Source organism: Devosia sp. (genome assembly GCF_017307565.1).
Lineage (GTDB): Bacteria > Pseudomonadota > Alphaproteobacteria > Rhizobiales > Devosiaceae > Devosia.
This window is the reverse complement of record NZ_JAFKHD010000044.1, coordinates 1-4,649: the sequence shown is the minus strand read 5'-3', so window position 1 is coordinate 4,649 and position 4,649 is coordinate 1. Positions and strand designations below refer to the sequence as shown.

General features: G+C 65.7%; 4 protein-coding genes. 1 reads left to right on the top strand and 3 read right to left on the bottom strand.

Going from position 1 to position 4,649, the window contains the following annotated elements:
* A partial coding sequence (locus tag J0I64_RS00820; protein ID WP_291405485.1) for a MerR family DNA-binding transcriptional regulator occupies positions 1-82 on the bottom strand: 82 nt, incomplete at its 3' end.
* Positions 83-392: 310 nt separating this feature from the next.
* On the opposite strand from J0I64_RS00820, the gene J0I64_RS00815 reads away from it, so the two are divergent.
* Positions 393-1,115 (top strand): Crp/Fnr family transcriptional regulator, encoded by a 723-nt coding sequence (locus J0I64_RS00815; protein ID WP_291405483.1) that lies wholly within the window; start codon positions 393-395, stop codon positions 1,113-1,115.
* Between the two features lie 6 nt (positions 1,116-1,121).
* On the opposite strand, the gene cydC is transcribed toward J0I64_RS00815, so the two are convergent.
* Together cydC and cydD are read right to left on the bottom strand one after the other, a co-directional pair.
* Positions 1,122-2,777, bottom strand: coding sequence for a thiol reductant ABC exporter subunit CydC (cydC, locus tag J0I64_RS00810; protein WP_291405481.1), 1,656 nt, complete (start codon positions 2,775-2,777; stop codon positions 1,122-1,124).
* Complete coding sequence (gene cydD / locus J0I64_RS00805; protein WP_291405479.1) at positions 2,774-4,495, bottom strand: thiol reductant ABC exporter subunit CydD; 1,722 nt, start codon at positions 4,493-4,495, stop codon at positions 2,774-2,776. The genes cydC and cydD overlap by 4 nt, the downstream gene beginning before the upstream one ends.
* Positions 4,496-4,649: the final 154 nt, after the last annotated feature.

Here is a 4,649-nt window from a genome sequence, read left to right as displayed (position 1 = left end):
GGCGGATGAGGCCGATCTGCTCATAGTAGCGGATCATCTTGGCCGAAACGCCGGAAGCGTCAGCTGCCTGGCCGATATTCATGCCGGTGCTCCTTTGGTAGTTCCCCATGGCTGCGTCATGCGCCGGGACCGGCGCTCGAAACGTGCGGTTGTGCGGAGAGGGTGGACGATTGGGTGCATGGCTCTTTGCTTGTCCAGTCATAGATAATCCTTCCCATCGTGGTAAGGTCAAGGGGTGGAGAAGCGATTTTGATCGGAGGCAGCCTTTGGGAGCGCGAAGGGCTGTGGGCTAAACCGCAAACTGCCATGCGACCTGTTGGCACAGCGACACTTGATCTGATTATATTTTGGGCAGGGACGATCTAACTCAGGCGCTGTCAGGAGCTTGATCCATGCAGACAGTTCGCAACGACATTCACAATTCGGGAATTCCGGTTCTGTGCCAGAGCTGTGAGGCGCGGCATCAGGGAATTTGCGGGGCGTTGACACCCGAGCAGCTGACGGCGCTGTCCAAGCACACGCGGCGCGTGCGGCGCGAGGCGGGGCAGGAACTGATCGCCGATGCCATGCCGATCACCTCCTATGCCAATGTGTTGCGCGGCGTGGTCAAGTTGACCAAGGTGCTTGAAGACGGCCGCCAGCAGGTGGTCGGGCTGCAATTTGCCCCCGATCTGCTGGGGCGACCCATGGCAAGCGAAAGCCGGGTAACGGCTGAGACGGCTTCGGACGTTGAACTCTGCATGTTCCCCAAGCCGGCGCTGGAAGCGCTGATGCGCGATGGCGGGCCGGTGGAGCACCGCATCATGATGCAGGCGCTGCGCGAACTCGATGAGGCGCGCGACTGGATGGTGACGCTGGGCCGCAAGACCGCAGCCGAAAAGGTGGCGAGCTTCCTCTATCTGCTCGCGACCCATATCGACCCGACCGAGAACAGCGCCGTGGCGGCTTTCGATCTGCCGCTGAGCCGGGCTGATATCGCCGACTTCCTGGGTCTCACCATCGAGACGGTGAGCCGGCAATTGACCAAGCTCAAGGCCGACAAGGTGATCGAGATCGCCAACTATCGGCACGTCAATATCAACGACCTGGCGCAGTTGCGGGTGCGCTGCGGCTAGAGGCCGTCAGCCAACGAGCCTGCCGTTCCGCATTTCCAATACGCGATCGACCGTGCCCTCGGGGATCGCGGCGTGGGTCACCATGATCAGGGTGCGGCCCTGGGTGGCTGCGGTGAGGGTTTCGAAGAAAGCTAGCTCGTTGGCGCGGTCGAGCGCATTGGTCGGTTCGTCGAGGAGGATGATCGGGGCTTCTGACAGCAGCGTGCGCGCAAGGCACAGGCGGCGCATCTGGCCGGCCGACAGCGTGCGGCCGGATTCCCCGAGCACGGTGTCGAGGCCATCGGGCAGGGTGGCAACGAACTTCGAGAGTCTTGCAGCTTCGAGGGCGGCGCGGATGGCGTCGTCATCGGCCATCGGGCGGGCAATGCGCAGATTGTTGCGGATGGTATCGATGAAAACCGGGCTGTCCTGGCTGAGGAGAGCCATGTTTGCATGTACTTGCGCGCCGGCGATCTGGTTGAGCGGCACATTGCCGATGCGGATGTCCCCGCATTGTGGCTCATTGAGGCGAAGGAGCAGGCGCAGCAGCGTCGATTTTCCGCCGCCGCTCGGCCCGGTAATAGCAATGCGCTCGCCCGGCGCGATACTGAGGGTAACGCCATTCAGCACCGGGGCGCTGGTATCGTAGGAGAAATGCACGTCGGCAAAGCCGATCCTGTGATCCTCGGGGAAGGGCAGGGGCTGGGGGACGTCGATTATGGCCGGGGGCAGATTGGCGAGAGAGGTCAGGCGCTCGGCCGCGGCCATGGCGGCGGCCGATTTGCCGACGCTGCGGACAATGACGGCGGTCGCTTCGAAACTGCCGAGGACGGCGAGGACGAGGCCGACGAACACGGCAGAATCGAGATTGCCGGTCTCATGCGCGACAAGGCCGGCCCAGAGCGTGCCGACGACGGCGACGGCTGCCAGAACCTGCACTGCCATGGCGGCGGCACCAGTGAGAGCGGCCAGGGCGAGCCGGCGCTCGCCGAGGCGCCGGGCAAAGGCGGAAAAGCGGTTCATCGCCGTGCCGAGAACGCCGAGCACGGTCAGGTCGGCATGACCACCAATGGCGTCATAGACCGAGACGCGCGTGTCGGCAGCGGCGGCGACGACGTCGCGGCCGGTCTTGCGGGCCGACAGAATGAGAACGGTGGGGACGACCACGACGGCGCCAGCGACGGCGAGGGCATAGACCAGCGCGGCGCTGGGGAGGAAGAAGGCGAGTACGCCGGTGACCACCACACCCATGAGGATGGCGCTAAGCATGGGGCCGATGGCGACGAGGAAGGCGACATCGAGCGCGTCGACATCGGCGGTCAGGCGGCTGACGAGGTCGCCGTGCCTGATCGAGCGATCCGACAGTGGCAGGCGCGGAAAGAGCGCCGCAAAGAGCCAACCGCGGAGGTCCGAGAGGAGGCGCAGGGTGGCGTTGTGGCCGACGAGCCGCTCGCCATAGCGGGCGAGAATGCGGATGAACGAGAAGGCGCGGACGAGGGCAGAGGGAACGAAGAGGTTGAACCCCAGTCCGAGCGTCGTCAGCGCCGTTGCGGTGATGAACCAGCCCGACGTGCCGAGCAGCGCAATGCCGGAGGCAAGGGCGATCGAAGCGAGGAGAAGCGCCAGGGACAGGGCGCCGAGGCGACGCCTAAAGAGCGGGGCGAGCATGGCAAGGACACTCATGCGACACCTTTCTTGTGTGCGGGCAGGGCGACGGGCAGCAGCGTTTCCCCGGCAATGCGCCATGCCTTGTCAAAGCGCGCGGCAACGGCCTGCGAGTGGGTCGCGACGATCAAGGTGCGGCCACGGGCATAATCGAGGACCGCGGTCATGACGGCGGCCTCGGTTTCGGCATCGAGGTGGGCGGTGGGCTCATCGAGGAGGATGAGACCGGCATCGCGCAGGAACAACCGGGCGAGCGCAACGCGCTGGGCCTGACCGCCCGAAAGGCCGACGCCATCTTCGCCGATAACGGTCGCAAGACCTTCGGGGAGCGCGGCAGCGAACTGAGCGACGCCAGCTTTCTCCGCCGCCTGTTCGATCTCGGCCCTCGTGGCATCTGCCCGGGCGAGGGCGATGTTTTCGGCAATGCTGGCGTGGATGAGGCGCGGCCGCTGGGTGAGAAGGAAGGTGCGGGCACGCAGGTCTTCCTCGCTCCAGGCTTCGAGGTTCTCTCCATCGAGCAGCAGGTCGCCTTCGCAGGCCCGGAGGCCGGCGATGGCTTCGAGGAGCGTCGACTTGCCCTGGCCGCTGGGGCCGAGAACGGCGATGTGCTGGCCCGCGGGCACGGAAAGGCTTGTCTCGGACAGAATGACGCGCTGGCGGTCGGGCGTGCGGAGGGTCAATCCGGCAAGGTCGAGCGCGATGGCGCGGCCAGCGCGGGGGGCAATGTCGGAGAGAGGCGTCGGCTCGGCGGGAAGGGCGCCGAGTTGACGTTCGATCTCGACGATGGCGGCTTTGGCGGAGGCGCGGTCATGATAGTGGGCGGCAAGGAGGCGCAGGGGATTATAGACTTCCGGAGCCATCAGCAGCAGGAAAAGCGCCAACTCGAGCGTCAGCGGGGACGAGCGCAGGTGCAGGAAGTCGATGAAGGTGAGACCGAGATAAAGGGCGACACCGGCAACTCCGAGGGCGGCGAAGAATTCCAGCACGGCAGAGGACAGGAAGGCGATGCCGAGGACGCCGAGGGTCCGGCGGCGTAGCGACTCGCTGGCCGAGACGATGCCATGAATTTCGGCGGCCTCGCGTCCAAAGAGTTTAAGGGTGAGCAGGCCGCGCAGGCGATCGGCGAAGCGGCCCGAAAGGCGGGTCAGCGCCTGGGCCTGACGGTCGGTGGCGGCCTGGGCGCCCCAACCGACCAGCGCCATGAAGACCGGAATGAGCGGGGCGCTGACGAGGAACAGGAGGCCCGCGACCCAATCGAGCGGCAGGATGATGGCGCCGAAAACGAGCGGCAGGAGGGCTGCCTGGCCGGCAGCCGGCAGATAGCGCGCGAAATAGCCATCGAGCGCTTCGACCTGATCGACGATGGCGGTGACAGCAGCGCCTGAATCAGGCTGGTCGCGCCGGCGCGGCGAGCGCGACAAAAGGGCGGAGAACAGTGATTCGCGGAGGTCCCGTTTGATGGCCTCGGCAGCAAAGGTGCCGAGCCAGTCGCCGAGCGCGGAAATGCCGGCACGGAGGACAAGGAGGGCGAGGACGATGCCGACCGTGGGCAGCAGGGCTTCGACCGGAGTGCGGCCTTCGACGGCGCGGCCGATGACCCGGGCCAGGCTCGATGCCTGCCAGACCAGCAGGCCGCCTGAAACGAGCGGCAGGCCGATGGCGAGCCAGAGGGCGGTTCCGCCATGGCGCTGCAGTCTGGAAAGGGCCTTTCCGGCGGCTTTTTCTTGAGGTGTCACGGGTAGATCTTTTGCGGGTGTTGCCGAAGGAAGAGCGGTTCCCCTGCGGCACTCCTTGCACGCTAAACGCCTCATAAGCAATGAGCCTTGATCTAGGTCAAGGCGAGTCGCATGCTCCTGGTGCATGGGAAATTGGTGGGGGCCACCTCCCGGC

Excerpts from the sequence above, each read along its gene's own strand:
- J0I64_RS00815 (WP_291405483.1), top strand. The coding sequence starts at position 393 with ATGCAGACAGTTCGCAACGACATTCACAATTCGGGAATTCCGGTTCTG.
- cydC (WP_291405481.1), bottom strand. The coding sequence starts at position 2,777 with ATGAGTGTCCTTGCCATGCTCGCCCCGCTCTTTAGGCGTCGCCTCGGC.